Genomic DNA, 12,586 nt, shown 5'->3' with positions numbered 1-12,586 from the left:
GACAGAACCTCTCAGCAGAGAAGGCCCGGTTTATCTAGGTAGATCTTTCTCCTTGCGGGCGGGCGCCCTCGGCCCGGGTCACGGGTTCGGGTCGAGGGCCTTGAGGACCAGGGGGCGGGACATGGCCCCGTTCATGCGCTTGGCGAGCTCGTTGGCGGAGACCCCCGTGGCCGCCTGCTCCTGGCGCAGGGCCTCGGCGAGGTTCGCCCGCGCGACGTCCACGGCCTGCAGCGCGTCGCGGACCGCCTGGGCGGCCTGGTCGGTGGCGAGGGTCAGCGGATGGACGGGGCCGGGGATGGTGTCCTCGGCTGGGTCGTCCTGCGGCTGGTCAACGCCTTGACCAGCGGTGGGTGCCGTGGGCTCGGTGGCTGGCACGGACCACGGGGCGGGAAGCTGATAGCGGCAGTCCTTCGGGTCGTCGGACAGCTCACGGTTGACGAAGTCGAGGTCGAAGGCGGCCGGGTCGTACTTCCCGAGTCCGTTCTCCCGCAGCTCCCAGTAGCGCCAGCCCTTGCGGGAGCGCAGCACCTTGAGGGTGTCGTAGTAGCCCTCGGGGCCGCCGCTGTCTTCCGGTGGGCAGGCCCTGCGGCCGGCGGAGCAGCGCGGGTACGCGGTGTGTGGTGCGGGGCGGTGGACCTTCTCGACCTCGACCGTGTGTTGCCAGTGGTCGCCGAAGTCGTAGGTGTATCCGGCGGTCGCGCCGGCTTCGGGAAGGAGCCGGCCGAGCGTGACGCCCCAGGGGCTGCGCTCCTCGGGGCCGTACTCGCGGCCTCGGATCCAAAAGCTCCACAGGTGGTAGTCCTCCCAGCCCATGGCGACCTGGAGCACCGCGTGCAGGCCGTACAGCGTGGTGGTCGACGGCACGTGGACCCGGCGCCACACGGTCGGCTGGACCTCCTGCAGAGTCACCTTCAACTGGTGCACGCTCCCGTTCACCCGGGCACCGTAGCGTTCCGGCGGTCGGCGTGGTTCCGTCACGCGGGGCAAGGCGTCACGGAAGCACCATCGGGGCTGTTGCCCCTGTTGGACCCAATAGGTCCAGCCCGGTCTACGCCTCGGTGAGGGCGGTGACCACCAGGCTGAGCTCGTCTTCGTCGACAGCCCGAAGGACCCGGGCCAGGTTCACGCGGTGTGGTCCGGCGATGGAGGCCGCGACGGCGAGCACCGCCAGCTCGCTGGAGGACTGCTTCAGCTTCCTGCTCTCCAGGAGCTCGTCAACGATGTGCCAGTCGATCCACGGCTGGCCACCCTCGAGGACGTCTACGGCGTTGACGGCGGCGTGTGCGGGCGAGGCCGGGTCCAGGAGCTCCCTGAGCCAGAAGCCGTCCCGGTGCGCGCCGAGCAGCTTCACCGCGGCGATGACCGACTCGTTGCCGACGTCCTGCAGCAGACGGTCGGCGAGCTCGGGGCCGCTGGTGTGCGCCGTCGTCGTCATGCCCGGACTCCGTCTCTCGGAAAGCGGCCCGGCCTGGTCGTGCTGGGCCTACGTCCAGTCTGCCGCTGTCGGGGCGTTTGGCGGGGGACTCACCCGAAGCGGTGGTCGGGTGTCACCCGGTCCGCCCTGTCGGGCGGGATATCTAGTTAGATCAGGCCCATGGCTGATGGGGCGCAGTTCGTCGTGGGCGTGGACACCGAGCCACTCGCCTTGCTCAACGCGCGGGTCGAGGCGGAGCGGGCCAAGGACGAGGCCTGGCTCGCCAAGGCCCGCGAGGTCCTGGCCGGGCTGAGCAAGCGGCAGGCCGCTTCGGAGCGGCGCGAGATTCGTCGGCGGCACGCAACGCTTCGGGCGGCCGGGAAGCTGGCCGGCACCCGCGACCTGGTGATGGCCCGGGCGCTGCGGGCGGAGCTGAAGGCGCGCGGCCTGGACCAGGAGTGGCCGGAGCCGCCCAGGGGCGAGGTCGACGCGCCCGGGCGGCGGCTCGGCGTCAGCCCGCGCCGGCACGGCCGCCAGATCGGCGAAGGCGGCTTCCCCGAGCGCCTGGCCGTCACCGTCGACGTGGAGCTGGCGACGACGGTGCGGCGGGCGGCGTACTGGACGAGCGCCGAGGTGTACGAGCAGCTGCGCGCGTGGGAGCTGAGGTGGGGCGACGGTCCGGAGGCCGCGCTGCGCGAGGCCGAGCGCAACGGGGTGCCCGGGCCGCTGGCGCTGCTCGCCGCGGCGGGGCGTCGTGCTGCGCCGGCCGATGCCTTGGAGGAGCGGGAGCGGCTGCGGGCGCTGATCCTGACGACCGGCGACCTGGTGCGCGCTGCCGTGGATCGAGCCGGTCGCGGCGCGGACGCCGAGGTGCCGAAGGCGGTGCCGGATCCAGGCCCGACGCCGCTGTTCTGAGCGGGTCCAACAAGCCTGTTGCCCCCGTTGGGTCCAACGGGGGCAACAGGCTCTGACGTGCTCAGCTCTGGATCGGCGGGCCGGTCTTGAGCTTCGCGTTGGGCCGGGCCGGGAACGGCCGGCCATGGTTGTAGGTCTCCTCGGCCTCCTCGACGGCGAGCATCACGGCGGCGGCGACGAACGCGCTCAGCGACACCGGCGGCTCGGCGACCTCGGGGTTGCGCTGCAGGGCGACCACGGTGTTGCGCAGCCGGTCCAGGTCCTCCACCGAGATGTACGCGGGGATCTTCTCCTTCTTCCCGCTCTGCTCGGGCAGGGAGCTGCCGAGCAGCTTGTTCAGCACCCCGCTGGTGCTGGGGTTGCCGAAGGGCATGCCGGTCACGCGGTCACCTCCTTGGGGGCCAGCAGGATGCGGCCCACCTGGTCGTAGTCGGCGGCGGTGGTGCCTGCGGGGTCGAACTCGCGCACCGGCTTGAAGTGGTCGGGGGCCTCGGCGGTCTTGACGGATTCCCGGACGGTGAAGCAGGCGGCCTCGGGGTAGTCGGCGCGCACCCGCTCGGCGACGGTCCGGGCGTACTCGCTCTTCTTCCAGGCGGTCAGGAAGGCCGCCTGGACGACCAGCTCCGGGTTCGTGTCCTCCTGGACGGCCCGGATGGTGTCGCGCAGCTTGGTCAGGCCCCGGGTGTCGAGGGCCCCGACCTTGAGTGGTACCAGCGCCTGGTGGGCGGCGGTCAGGCCGTTCACGCTCAGCTTCCCGAGCGCCGGGGGCGAGTCGATGATGGTGATGTCGATCGGGGCCTGGCTCGCGGCGATGGCCTTCCGCAGTGCGTTGTCCTTGCCCACGCGGGGGTCGAGGTCGACCAGGGCGAGTTCCCCCGTGGAAGGCACGATGTAGAGGTTCTCGTAGCGGGTGTAGTAGGTCGCCTGGTCCAGCGTGCACCGGCCGTAGAACACGTCGGTCAGCTCGCGCCGGTCGCCCGGGGCGAGGTCCTCCGGGTACAGCGGCTGCAGCCAGCTGCTGATCGAGGCCTGGTGGTCCGCGTCGATGACTCGGACCACGTAGCCCAGCGAGACCCAGACCGCGGCGAGCTCCATGGCCGTGGTGGTCTTGCCGGCGCCGCCTTTCTGGTTGATGACGACGTAGACCCGGTGGGGCGCCGGCTTTCCGGGCAACTGCGTCGCCAGGGTCGGCGGGATCAGGTGCTGGGGCCGGAACTGCTGGTACGGGATCGTCAGGTCCCAGGCGCTCACGACCTCGAGGCCTTGGCGTTGACCGGGCAGGGGCACCAGGGTCGACAGGTTGGGTGGCACGGGCGGGTCTCCTCGTCTCGGGCGGCGTGCTGGACGGACGCCCACGACGGTATTGGACCTAACGGGGTCAACGGGGCCAATGCCACCGTTCTCGGCGTTTCGTCGCGGCCTCGTGCTACGTGACGGAAGATCGGTCGCTGACGGGCCATCATGGCGGCATGGACGATGAGCTCACCGAGGACGAGCTCCAGGAGCTGCTCCTGGAGCTGAGCGACGATGCGGGCCGGCCTGGCTGGGACGACGACGAGTACGACTTCACGCCGCGCTGATGGCGCCCGGCACCCGGCCGGATGGCGGTCTGAACCGCCGGCCTTGTCCGGTCGGGCAGGATGAGCCGGTGACAGATCATCAGACAAGGCGAGTGCTGTGGACCGGACCCCGGACCGACCCACAGGAGGTTCGATCCGGCCCGCGTGACCCGTGGAGCGGAGCGTTGTTCGGCGGGCAGAGCGTGGACGGCCCGGCGGACCGGGAGCTGGCGGAGCCGGCCTCGCTGGACCAGCGGCCCACACGGCGGCCTCTCGGCCCAGGCGCGGGCCGCACGGATCGGGCCGTATAGAGCTGTGGGGCCGCCCTCGGTCCCGCAGCAGCCCTGCCACCCCTGGGGCCGGGCCGAAGCGCGTGGGGAGGCCGTAGGGCAGCCCCACGCGATAGCTTGCTCCGCGCCTGCGGTACCGCTGTCGTCCGGCGGCGACCGTACGCTGACATGACGAACGCCCCCGGCACTTTCCCTGCCGGGGGCGTTCGTCATGCTCGGCTCAGAGAGGGATGATCCTCGTCAGCCGCACTGCGTGGTTCTTCTCGTCGATGACGTACTCGACCAGTCCGCGCCCGCCCGGGATCGGCAGCCTTCGCCAGTCGCCGGCGCTGTCACGAGCGGTGCTGTTCTCCAGCCACGGGTCTTCGGCGATTGCGACCGTGAGCGCGACCACCGCGCTGAACAGCTCGGCGGACAGAGCCGGGTCCTCGAGTGCGTCCTGTACCGCGTCGGAGGCTTCAACCGGCCACAGGTCGTCCTCACTCACCCGGCATCTCCCCGCCCCGCTCGCGGCGGCGCCGGAAGACCTCCTCCATGCTGCTGGTGGGCAGGGTGCCGGCGCGGGCCGCCGCGATGATCCGGTCCTGCTCCGGGTCGGTGTCGAGCATCGCCTCGCACCACCAGGTGATCAGCACCTGCTCGACCTCCTGGCCGATCTCGGCTTGGCCGAGCTCCCGGTAGAACGCCATCCTGCGGTCGCCGCGCAGGGCTGCCGCGATGCCGTCCGGGGTGCGCGGCACCCGGTCCTCGGGCTGGTGGTGTACGGGCTGAACGCTCATGGCGGTGTACCTCCTGCCAGCCACGGTAGCCGGGGCGCTCACCGCTCGGCCCGTCCGGTGCGGGTGGCGGTGAGACCCGCCAGGGCCTTCACGGTCTGGATCTGCTGGCGCTGCTGGAGGCGGCGCAACTGTTCGGTGTCGGTGGTCAGCGCGCGGAGCACCTCGTTGCTGCTGGCGGGGCCGAAGCCGACCAGGCCGCACTCCCCGCACTGGACGCGGGCGGCGGAGGCCGGGCAGGCGGTGGCGTGCTGGCAGCGGGTGCAGGCGTGCTCGGCGTCGAAGGCCAGGACGTCGTCCTCGGTGATGGTGTGCAGGTGGCCGCACTCCCCGCACCGGATCTCCGGTCCCCGGGGGGAGGTCCAGTCGACGGTGCTGTCCGGGGTGACGGCGTAGTCGGCGGACTCGGGCGGGCCGACCAGGTCGCAGGCCGGGCAGCGGGCGTAGAGCGCGAGGAGGGATGCCGCGGTCACCGGTGGTTCTCTCCCTTCGGCAGCCAGCGTTCGCGCTCGCTGGCCAGCGCCTTGAACGGGTCGTCCGGCATGAACCCGGCCGGGAACGGCACCGGCCAGACCTCGGTGATCAGCGCGCAGTACTCGAACCGGTCGGGGAAGCGGTCGCTGTCGCGGATGATGCCGATCGGCTCGCCCTGGTGGTGCAGGCGGACCGCGCGGTCGGTGGTGTCGTCGGAGAGGTCGATCCCGGCCGCGCGCCAGGTGGCGGCGTGGTCCGGGAACTTCTCCTCGAGTTCGGTGAGGTTCATCAGGCCTCTTTCCCGGTGCCGAAGAGCGAGGCCGTGAAGGCGCGGTGCTCCTCGAGGGCGGCGCCGTCCTGCAGCTGGTACCAGCCCTCCATGCCGAGGCTGATGATGTACGCCTCGATCGCGCGGCGGGCGTGCGCGTGGCCGAGGACGTTGAGGAAGTCGCCCAGGACCACGGGCTCGCCGCAGGCGTAGGAGCGGGCGAGGGTGAGGAACCGCTCGTCGCCGCCGGTCAGGTAGATGCCCTTGTCCTCGGCGAGCGCGTCGAGGTCGACGTGGCCGACGAGCACCTCCAGGCCGTCGGTGTCGGTCTCGTAGCGCAGGTGGACGTGCTGGGCAACGTCGCCGCGGTCGAGCAAGCCGGTGTACGTCAGCAGGTGCATCGCGGCGCGGCGGGTGTCGCCGCCGGAGAACTTGGTGCCGGCCATGACGGCCTCGCGCAGGGTGTCCGGGGTGAGCGAGCGGGGGTCGGGTGCGGTGGTCACTGGTGTGGGCCTTTCAGACGGTGTAGCGGGTGAGTGCGGCGTCCAGGTTGGACGTTGCGGTGTTGGCGATGAAGCGGTGGATGACGCGCTGGTAGGCCTGCTCCTGCTCGTCGGTGAGGACGATCCGGGCGCCGGGCTCGGCAGGCTCGACCACGGCCAGGAGGAGCCCGGTGTCCGCGTCGGGCTGCTGCTGCAGCACGGAGACGGCTGCGGCGACGGACTGGACGACGTCCTCGACGCTCACGTCCCGGAGGTGGCCGCTGCGGAAGTCGGCGGTGTCCTCGAGGATCTGCTCGAGGTCGCCGGCTCCGGGGTCGCCGGCCAGCGCCTGGCGCAGGTGGCCGAGAAGGTTGGCGAGCTGGTCGACGTCGGCCCGGGCGATCGTGGCGGCGTAGAGCGCGGCGTGCTCGTACTTGCCGTCGGGGGCGTAGAGCTTGAGCTCGCCGGGCTGCGGGTCGTACGTCTTGGCCCAGGCCCGCTCGCGCAGCGCCGTCGGCAGCGCGCCCAGGATCCGCGACCACGCCTCGTAGACGGCTGCGCCGTCCAGCGTCGGCGGGATCTGCCACTGCTCCTCCGGGTCGACGTCGGGCAGCGGGCGCAGCTGCAGGAGCAGCGGCTCCTCCAGGGCGGTGAACGGGTAGAGCCAGCTCTCGGTGTCGGGGAGCAGGACGGTGGTCATGCCGGGGCTGCTGTCGCTCATGAGTGCGACCTTCCGTGAACGTGGTCGGGGGCCACCAGTAGGCGGCCCCCGACGGCCATCTTTGCGGGTTGGGCTGACAGGTGGGTCTGGTCTGCGGAAACTCGGCTGGTGCGCTGGCGAGGGTGCTACTCCTCGTCGAGGAGGAAGCCGGTGGTCGAGGTGCCCTCGGTGCGGGTGGCGAGCGCCGCCGCGGCCCGGTCGGCCGGGAGGTCGGCGCCGACGCCGAGGTGCTTTCGGGCGGCGTGCTGCAGGTCGGCGAGTGTCGCGGTGAAGCCGTGCTCGGCGACCGCCAGGTCGGCGGCGGCCAGGGCGAGCAGGTCCACGCGGCGCGCACCGGCCGGTGCCGCTTTGGCGAGCTGGCCGAAGGTGCTCTTCCACTGCGCGGCGGCTCGGGTGGGGCGGATGGTGCTCTCGCCGATCCGGCCGCGGCCGGCCACCCAGTAGCGGACCGGGACGTCGATCGCCTCGGCGAAGAGCACCTCCCTGCGGGTCGACTCGCCGAGGTAGAGCTCCTCGTCAGTGACGACCAGGACCTCGTCGGCGGTGCCGATCTTGGCCAGGTGCAGGGCGTCGAGCCTGGCCTTGAGCTCCTCGGCGGTGGCCGGGTCGCTCCACAGCGCGTGCTGCTGGCGCATGTCGACGCCGGGGGCCAGGACCATGCGGCCGGCGGCGGTCTCCTGCAGGGCCGCCTGGGCCATGTGCTGCCAGAATCGAGTGCTGCCGCAGATCGTGACGATGGGCGGCAGCAGGTCGCCGGTGTCGGGGGAGTAGGGCATCGCTCAGGCCTCCGTGGTCGTGGCGGTGTGCTCGCGCAGGTGACGCCCGATCACCATCTCCAGGACGACCTTCAGGCTGTTGTCCAGGGTCTCGCCGCAGTTGGAGCAGTCGGCGGCGTAGTCGCCGCGGCCGGCGCACTCGTCGACGGTCGCCTTGCCGCGGCTGGTCAGCCGGTGCCGGCAGCGGCTCTTGTCCGGGTGGCGGGGGTAGATGGCTGCGGTGGTGCGCGCCATAAGCGCACGTCCTTCCTGGTTGGTCCTGTTGGGTCTAACAGGTCTGGCGGGTGTGCGGTGTCGGGTTCGGAGGTCAGCAGACGGCGGTGGTCTGCCGCTTGCGGTCGGCGACGCACCGCGTGCAGTACGCGCGACCGTCGGGGAGGAACTGGCCGTGCTCGGCCTGGTCGTGGCCGTGGCGGCAGTGGGTGGGCCGATCCGGGCTGCCCAGGACGATCCGCAGCGCGGCGCGGTCGCGCTGGCGGCGGGCAGTGTCGTCGATGTGCTCGGGGGCGACGCAGTGCTGCCGGCCGCAGCCCGGGGCGGCGTGGCCGACCGGGTCGGTGCCGTGCTGGATCCGGTAGGCGATCCGGGCGGCGGTGTAGGCCTGGCCGGAGTGCCGCAGGACCGGGGTGCCGCTACCGGTCGCGCGCTCGCCGGTCCACTCCAGGTGGCCGCCGGGCAGCGGCGCCGTGCGCTCGCGCCACTTCTGCTCCACTGTCAGCGGCTGGGCGGGGATGTTGGGCAGGCCCATCTCGGAGCGGAGCTGGGCGACGTCGCGCTTGTCCATGTGGAGCTGGCGGGCGATGGCGCTGTTGCTCAGGCCGGCCTCGAGGAGTTCGCGGGCCGGGCCAACCTTCTTCGGGTTCGCCACCGTGTCCTCCTACCGGCTGGTCAGGGCGTCGAGCTGGGCCTTGAGGTGGGCGATCTGGCGGCGCAGGCGGTCGGGGTTGTCCAGGGCGGCGGTGAGGTCGAGCAGGGTGACCGGGACGGCGCTCGGGTCGTCGGCCTGGGTCCAGGTGAGGTTCCAGACCGCCTCGTCCGGGCAGCCGAGGTTCTCGCTGTGGTCGAGCGGGATCGCGAAGGCGACCCAGGTCTCGGTGAGGCGGCGCAGGCTGGTCAGCACGCAGGGCGTGGTGTCGTCCAGGAGGTTGGCCCAGCCGTACTCGCGGCGCATGTGCCGGTTGGCGGTGGCGACCAGGCGGCGCCAGCTGCGGCCGTGGTGGCCGAGCGCCATGAAGGCGATCTCCTCGCCCTGGTCGTTCTGGAGCCAGGTGACGGGCAGGCCGTAGGGGATTTCGAAGGCGTGGTCGATCAGGTCCTGCCGGTTGGCCGGGTCGGGGCGCCAGAGCTCTTCGACGGGCTCGCCGAGCGAGTTGACGCTCACGGCGAAGGGAGTGGTGATGGCGGGGAGGTCCATGGATGCCCTTCCAGGCTCGGAAACGGAGGCGGGGAAATCCGGCCCGTTGGACCCAACAGGGGCATTGGGTCCAACGGGCCGAAAAGGCGAATGCCGGAGAGGTGGGTGGTGAAGGTGACGGCCTGTTCGGTCCGCCGGTCAGCAGTAGAGGTCGTCGTCGTCCTCGGGGTCGTCCGTGTCGACGAAGGCCGTGACGTGCACGGCGACGTCGTGCAGGGTGACGCTGGCGATGTGCTCGGCCCGGCGGAAGAACGGGGCCACGGTGACCGTCGCGCCGGTCTTGGCGGCCCACTCCGTGACGGCCTCCGCGTCGTCGTCCAGCTGGATCTCCAGGAAGGCCCCGGGGTTCCCGTCGGCGTCGACGCCAGTGGCGTGCATCCGCTGAACCGGCAGCTCGGGGTGGTCGGCCAGGACCGCGCCGGCGGCCTGCGCGGCCGTGAGGGCGAGCTGCGCATGGCGGACCAGCTCGGTGGGGTCGAGGGCTGTGGACACGAACTTCTCCTCAGAGATCGAAGGCGAGCTGGCCGGCCGCCTCACGGGCGGCCCGGCGGGTGGCCGCCGCGGTTTCCTTGTGGTGCTCCCGGTCGTAGTGCAGGTGGCAGCCCTGGCACATCGCTCGCAGGTTCTCCGGTCGGCAGTCCTCGGGCGTGTGGTTCAGGTGAGCTGTCGTCAGCACGACGGTGGAGCCGGTGCCGTACGCGGGCTGGTTGTGGCGGTTCGGGCAGCGGCCGGGGTGGGTTCCCCGGCCGCATTCGCCCAGGCATTCGCACTGCCAGCCGCCGCGTTCCTTGATCGCGCGGGAGATCTCCGGCCAGTCGGCCGGGTACCGGGCGCGGTTCTCCGGACGGATCGGCACGGTGGGCGCCGCTGGCTCAGGCCGCGAGGCCGTGGCCGCCGGCGGCCGGGGCGGTGGTGGCCTTGCGCCAGGCGTCGACCACGTGGCCCGGCACGACGCCGGCCGGGGCGACCTCGACGTCGTTGGCGGCGGCCCAGGCCCGCACCACCTTCGGGTCGTAGTCCCGCTGCTTCTTGCGGGAGGTGGTGTTCTGCTCGGGCTGGAGCTCGGCGACCCGACCGCGCAGGGCCTGCAGCTGCTCCTCCAGGCGGTCGATCTGGACCTGGGCGGCGCGCAGCTCGTCGTCGCGCTCGTGCCTCCCGCGCAGAGCGGCGATGCTGGCGCGGACGGAGGTGCCGTGCTCGCGGATCGCCTTGTCCTGGTGGGTGGCGGCCCAGGCGAGGAGCTCGTTGAGGACCTGGTCGCTGGTGACGTTCTCCACCGCCGGGGTCACGAGCGTGGCGGTGTCGAGGACGGTCAGGTCGTCGGACGGGGTGGTCGAGGCGGCCTGGTCGGCGCCGAGGAGCTGCTGGACATCGCCGAGCGGGATGCCCAGCACGTCGGCGATCTCCTGGGCGTCGTGGCCGTCGCCGTGCATCGACAGCGCGACGGCGGTGTAGGCGGAGGGGCTGGTGGCCATGGGCACTTCCTTGGGTTCCGGCCGCCGGGCGGCGGCATTGGACCTGATGGACCTGTTGGGGGTGTTGGGGGCGGCGCCGGGGACGATGCCGAGGACGTCCAGGAGCAGGCGCAGGTCGGCGGCGTCGGCCGCGTTGCCGGCGCACACCAGCGCGGTGGCGCGCTGGTCGTCGGCGGTGATGGTGCGGGTCGGGATCGACTTGTCCCGCTCGGCGGCGGGCATCAGGCGACCCTGCGCGGAGCGAGGTGGAGCGGGGTGGGCCAGCGCCGTCCCCGCCGGCCGCGCCGCTTGGCCCGGTACATCTCGGTGTCGGCGGCCTTGAGCGCGGCGGACAGGGTCGGCACGACAAGGTCGGCGACGTTCGCTGCGCCGACCGACGCGCCGACCCTCAGCACGCGGCCACCGAAGTCGACGGGCCTGGAGAGAACGTCACGCAGTTTCGTCACGCGCTCGGCGAGGTCGTCCCCGGTGTCGGGGACCACGGCGACGAACTCGTCCCCGCCGAGGCGTCCGGCTTCACCGGTCGCACCGCACCAGTCGGCGAGGCGGCGGGCGATGACGGTCAGCACCGCATCGCCTGCCGCGTGGCCGTGCCGGTCGTTGACGGGCTTGAACTCGTCGAGGTCGATGAACACGACCGTGGCGGGGCCGGCGGCGAGGAGCTGCTCGGCGCGCTCCGTCCAGCCCTCGCGGGTGGCCAGGCCGGTGAGCGGGTCGCGGCGGCCGATCTGCAGCCGGGCGACGAGCCGGTCCCGGTCGGCGAGCAGCTCCTGGAAGAGCGGGAGCAGGGCGGCCAGGTCGTGGTGGATGTACCAGGCGGCGCGGGGGCCGGCGTCCTCGTCCAGCTCGGAGCGCCAGGTGTTGGCGTGGGCCTCGAGGTGGCGGTGGGCGCGCTCTATCAGTTCGGCGGGTGCGAGTGCCATCGTGGTGGTTCCTCTCCTTGCTGGATTGCGGGATGAGGTGGCGGGGCGGCCGGGCCTTGGTAGGGATGCGGTCGCCCCGCGCTGCGAGATGACGGGGGCTCAGCCCCAGGTGGGGGAGGCCCAGGGGTCGTCGTGCGTGTACGGGGCCGGGGCGGTGGGCTCCTCGGCGGGGGCGGCCGGGCCGGGGGCGTCGGCCTCCTCGCAGCCGAAGCTGCAGTACCGGCCGGCGTGGTAGTACGGGGCGCCGCACAGGCCGCACTCGCGCGGCTCGTCGTCGAAGTCGAAGTCGCTCTCGTCCTCGTCGCCCTGGTCGTCGTCGCCGAAGTCGTCGGGCGCGTCGATGCCGGGGCGGCCGTAGGCGCAGGCACCGCACAGCGTCTCGGCGCCGTGGGTGGTCAGGTAGCAGCCGTCGCGGCAGGGCTCGTAGGGGGTGCAGCCGCAGCGCGGGCAGGACGAGGGGCCGGTGAAGGCCTCGGTCAGCGCCTGCCACAGCAGGTGCCAGTCGCCGAAGTTCGGGTCGGCGAGGGTGATCTGCCAGGCCCTGGTCATCGCGTGGACGGCCTCGCGGCCGGCACCGGACCAGATCCGTCGGACGTCCGACGGGCTCAGCACACGGCCGAACTCGGTGTACGGCTCGCCGTCGCGTGTGGTGGCGACGATCGCCTCCGAGCGCGGGCCGACGTAGGTGTACCGGTACTCGTTGATCAGCAGGCCGTGGTGTTCGGCCACGGCGCGCAGCAGGTTGCGCACGTGGGGGTCGTTGGTGAAGCCGCTGACGGCGGCGCGCTGGTTCCAGAAGCGGCCGTCGGCACCGATGCCCTCGAAGCCGGGCTGGCTCGACTCGGTGACGAACCCGGACCGGTTGCACAGCAGAAGGGCCGCGAGCAGGTCCGGGCTGTCGGTGGTCTCGCTGTCCGGTCCGTAGCCAGGGGCGTAGCCGGGGCGGGAGGCGAGGCGGCCCTCCAGCCACTGGGCGGTCAGCTCGCCGAGGTCGGCGGCGGTGCGCACCGAACGCCAGCGGCGCCGGTCCGCGGAGGACATCATCAGGTGCAGCTTGAACACGTCGGCCTCCTGGCCAGGTGGTTCGCGGGCTTGGTGT

The 12,586-nt window shown here is 72.4% G+C and carries 20 protein-coding genes; 1 reads left to right on the top strand and 19 read right to left on the bottom strand.

The genetic code is table 11. The features are described from left to right. Positions 1–78: 78 nt before the first annotated feature. Together ABT095_RS33795 and ABT095_RS33790 are read right to left on the bottom strand one after the other, a co-directional pair. Positions 79–936, bottom strand: a complete 858-nt coding sequence (locus ABT095_RS33795; RefSeq protein ID WP_350533388.1) for a plasmid pRiA4b ORF-3 family protein — start codon at positions 934–936, stop codon at positions 79–81. A gap of 112 nt (positions 937–1,048) precedes the next feature. Continuing rightward, the gene (locus ABT095_RS33790) at positions 1,049–1,435 is read right to left on the bottom strand and encodes a hypothetical protein (RefSeq protein ID WP_350533387.1); all 387 of its coding nucleotides are present in this window, start codon (positions 1,433–1,435) and stop codon (positions 1,049–1,051) included. Between the two features lie 159 nt (positions 1,436–1,594). Between ABT095_RS33790 and ABT095_RS33785 the strand changes: the two genes are divergently transcribed. Further along, positions 1,595–2,329: a hypothetical protein gene (locus tag ABT095_RS33785; protein WP_350533386.1), complete on the top strand. Its 735-nt coding sequence runs from the start codon at positions 1,595–1,597 to the stop codon at positions 2,327–2,329. Between the two features lie 61 nt (positions 2,330–2,390). On the opposite strand, the gene ABT095_RS33780 is transcribed toward ABT095_RS33785, so the two are convergent. The 17 genes from ABT095_RS33780 to ABT095_RS33700 form a co-directional block, all read right to left on the bottom strand. Next, complete coding sequence (locus ABT095_RS33780) at positions 2,391–2,702, bottom strand: ParB family protein (RefSeq protein ID WP_350533401.1); 312 nt, start codon at positions 2,700–2,702, stop codon at positions 2,391–2,393. A 5-nt stretch (positions 2,703–2,707) separates the two neighbouring features. Beyond that, the gene (locus ABT095_RS33775; RefSeq protein WP_350533385.1) at positions 2,708–3,640 is read right to left on the bottom strand and encodes a ParA family protein; all 933 of its coding nucleotides are present in this window, start codon (positions 3,638–3,640) and stop codon (positions 2,708–2,710) included. 758 nt (positions 3,641–4,398) lie between these two features. Further along, positions 4,399–4,665 (bottom strand): hypothetical protein, encoded by a 267-nt coding sequence (locus ABT095_RS33770; RefSeq protein WP_350533384.1) that lies wholly within the window; start codon positions 4,663–4,665, stop codon positions 4,399–4,401. Further along, positions 4,658–4,957: a hypothetical protein gene (locus ABT095_RS33765; RefSeq protein WP_350533383.1), complete on the bottom strand. Its 300-nt coding sequence runs from the start codon at positions 4,955–4,957 to the stop codon at positions 4,658–4,660. Before ABT095_RS33765 ends, ABT095_RS33770 begins: the two co-directional genes overlap by 8 nt. A gap of 38 nt (positions 4,958–4,995) precedes the next feature. Then, complete coding sequence (locus ABT095_RS33760; RefSeq protein WP_350533382.1) at positions 4,996–5,427, bottom strand: hypothetical protein; 432 nt, start codon at positions 5,425–5,427, stop codon at positions 4,996–4,998. Further along, complete coding sequence (locus ABT095_RS33755; RefSeq protein ID WP_350533381.1) at positions 5,424–5,717, bottom strand: hypothetical protein; 294 nt, start codon at positions 5,715–5,717, stop codon at positions 5,424–5,426. Before ABT095_RS33755 ends, ABT095_RS33760 begins: the two co-directional genes overlap by 4 nt. Then, positions 5,717–6,199, bottom strand: a complete 483-nt coding sequence (locus ABT095_RS33750) for a hypothetical protein (protein WP_350533380.1) — start codon at positions 6,197–6,199, stop codon at positions 5,717–5,719. The genes ABT095_RS33755 and ABT095_RS33750 overlap by 1 nt, the downstream gene beginning before the upstream one ends. A gap of 13 nt (positions 6,200–6,212) precedes the next feature. Beyond that, the gene (locus ABT095_RS33745) at positions 6,213–6,899 is read right to left on the bottom strand and encodes a hypothetical protein (protein ID WP_350533379.1); all 687 of its coding nucleotides are present in this window, start codon (positions 6,897–6,899) and stop codon (positions 6,213–6,215) included. 125 nt (positions 6,900–7,024) lie between these two features. Next, positions 7,025–7,675: a hypothetical protein gene (locus tag ABT095_RS38930; RefSeq protein WP_502885113.1), complete on the bottom strand. Its 651-nt coding sequence runs from the start codon at positions 7,673–7,675 to the stop codon at positions 7,025–7,027. Positions 7,676–7,678: 3 nt separating this feature from the next. Next, complete coding sequence (locus tag ABT095_RS33735; RefSeq protein WP_350533378.1) at positions 7,679–7,909, bottom strand: hypothetical protein; 231 nt, start codon at positions 7,907–7,909, stop codon at positions 7,679–7,681. 73 nt (positions 7,910–7,982) lie between these two features. Next, on the bottom strand, positions 7,983–8,543 hold the full coding sequence (locus ABT095_RS33730) for a hypothetical protein (protein WP_350533377.1): 561 nt from the start codon (positions 8,541–8,543) through the stop codon (positions 7,983–7,985). A gap of 9 nt (positions 8,544–8,552) precedes the next feature. Further along, positions 8,553–9,089: a hypothetical protein gene (locus tag ABT095_RS33725; protein WP_350533376.1), complete on the bottom strand. Its 537-nt coding sequence runs from the start codon at positions 9,087–9,089 to the stop codon at positions 8,553–8,555. A 138-nt stretch (positions 9,090–9,227) separates the two neighbouring features. Further along, positions 9,228–9,581: a hypothetical protein gene (locus ABT095_RS33720; protein WP_350533375.1), complete on the bottom strand. Its 354-nt coding sequence runs from the start codon at positions 9,579–9,581 to the stop codon at positions 9,228–9,230. A gap of 10 nt (positions 9,582–9,591) precedes the next feature. After that, positions 9,592–9,945: a hypothetical protein gene (locus ABT095_RS33715; protein WP_350533374.1), complete on the bottom strand. Its 354-nt coding sequence runs from the start codon at positions 9,943–9,945 to the stop codon at positions 9,592–9,594. A 16-nt stretch (positions 9,946–9,961) separates the two neighbouring features. Beyond that, positions 9,962–10,786 (bottom strand): Lsr2 family DNA-binding protein, encoded by an 825-nt coding sequence (locus ABT095_RS33710; protein ID WP_350533373.1) that lies wholly within the window; start codon positions 10,784–10,786, stop codon positions 9,962–9,964. Further along, positions 10,786–11,487, bottom strand: coding sequence for a GGDEF domain-containing protein (locus tag ABT095_RS33705; RefSeq protein WP_350533372.1), 702 nt, complete (start codon positions 11,485–11,487; stop codon positions 10,786–10,788). Before ABT095_RS33705 ends, ABT095_RS33710 begins: the two co-directional genes overlap by 1 nt. A 99-nt stretch (positions 11,488–11,586) precedes the next feature. Further along, the gene (locus tag ABT095_RS33700) at positions 11,587–12,549 is read right to left on the bottom strand and encodes a DUF6919 domain-containing protein (RefSeq protein ID WP_350533371.1); all 963 of its coding nucleotides are present in this window, start codon (positions 12,547–12,549) and stop codon (positions 11,587–11,589) included. Positions 12,550–12,586: the final 37 nt, after the last annotated feature.

The organism is Kitasatospora sp. NPDC002227 (genome assembly GCF_040296285.1).
GTDB lineage: Bacteria > Actinomycetota > Actinomycetes > Streptomycetales > Streptomycetaceae > Kitasatospora.
The sequence above is the reverse complement of the archived record's forward strand: the minus strand, read 5'-3'. Positions and strand labels throughout refer to the sequence as shown.

Excerpts from the sequence above, each read along its gene's own strand:
- ABT095_RS33790 (WP_350533387.1), bottom strand. The coding sequence starts at position 1,435 with ATGACGACGACGGCGCACACCAGCGGCCCCGAGCTCGCCGACCGTCTG.
- ABT095_RS33785 (WP_350533386.1), top strand. The coding sequence starts at position 1,595 with ATGGCTGATGGGGCGCAGTTCGTCGTGGGCGTGGACACCGAGCCACTC.
- ABT095_RS33780 (WP_350533401.1), bottom strand. The coding sequence starts at position 2,702 with ATGCCCTTCGGCAACCCCAGCACCAGCGGGGTGCTGAACAAGCTGCTC.
- ABT095_RS33765 (WP_350533383.1), bottom strand. The coding sequence starts at position 4,957 with ATGAGCGTTCAGCCCGTACACCACCAGCCCGAGGACCGGGTGCCGCGC.
- ABT095_RS33755 (WP_350533381.1), bottom strand. The coding sequence starts at position 5,717 with ATGAACCTCACCGAACTCGAGGAGAAGTTCCCGGACCACGCCGCCACC.
- ABT095_RS33745 (WP_350533379.1), bottom strand. The coding sequence starts at position 6,899 with ATGAGCGACAGCAGCCCCGGCATGACCACCGTCCTGCTCCCCGACACC.
- ABT095_RS38930 (WP_502885113.1), bottom strand. The coding sequence starts at position 7,675 with ATGCCCTACTCCCCCGACACCGGCGACCTGCTGCCGCCCATCGTCACG.
- ABT095_RS33735 (WP_350533378.1), bottom strand. The coding sequence starts at position 7,909 with ATGGCGCGCACCACCGCAGCCATCTACCCCCGCCACCCGGACAAGAGC.
- ABT095_RS33725 (WP_350533376.1), bottom strand. The coding sequence starts at position 9,089 with ATGGACCTCCCCGCCATCACCACTCCCTTCGCCGTGAGCGTCAACTCG.
- ABT095_RS33710 (WP_350533373.1), bottom strand. The coding sequence starts at position 10,786 with ATGCCCGCCGCCGAGCGGGACAAGTCGATCCCGACCCGCACCATCACC.
- ABT095_RS33705 (WP_350533372.1), bottom strand. The coding sequence starts at position 11,487 with ATGGCACTCGCACCCGCCGAACTGATAGAGCGCGCCCACCGCCACCTC.